This is a genomic window from Streptomyces chisholmiae (genome assembly GCF_031845445.1).
GTDB lineage: Bacteria > Actinomycetota > Actinomycetes > Streptomycetales > Streptomycetaceae > Streptomyces > Streptomyces chisholmiae.
Window position 1 is genome coordinate 1 of the sequence record NZ_JAVREO010000113.1, and the last position, 477, is coordinate 477.

Genomic DNA, 477 nt, shown 5'->3' on the forward strand with positions numbered 1-477 from the left:
GTGTTGGCAATGGCCCCGGAGTGGGCCAGTCGCGCAGCGGTGCCCGCACGAATCGCCTGATCAGGTCCAGTGCTCTGACCGGGAAGGTTCGCCGGGTTGCAGGCCCGGCAGACGAGACGCCTCCGTGCGAAGAGGCCCTGGCCGTGAACCCCGGACGGGTCCGGCGCCGTACCGACGTCCGGTGCCGTACCGACGTACGCGGTCCTTCCGCAGGGACCGGTATGCAAGCCACGTGCCCGAGTGGCAGGCTCGTGCGGCATGATCGATGAGTTCGCGAAGGACAACCTGCACAAGAGGCTGCGGCGGGACCGTGAGGCGCTGCTCTGGAAGCTGGACGGCCTGTCCCCGTACGACGCGCGCCGGCCTCTGACGGCGACCGGGACCAACCTCCTCGGCCTGGTCAAACACGTGGCCACGGTCGAGGCCCGATACTTCGGCGAGGTCTTCGGCCGCCCTTCCCCGGAGCCGCTGTGCCGG

Annotated in this window: 1 protein-coding gene; it reads left to right on the forward strand. The window is 70.0% G+C overall.

The window, feature by feature from the left end:
- Nucleotides 1–258: 258 nt before the first annotated feature.
- On the forward strand, nt 259–477 hold a 219-nt coding region (locus RM844_RS32335), incomplete at its 3' end, for a mycothiol transferase (protein ID WP_311671015.1).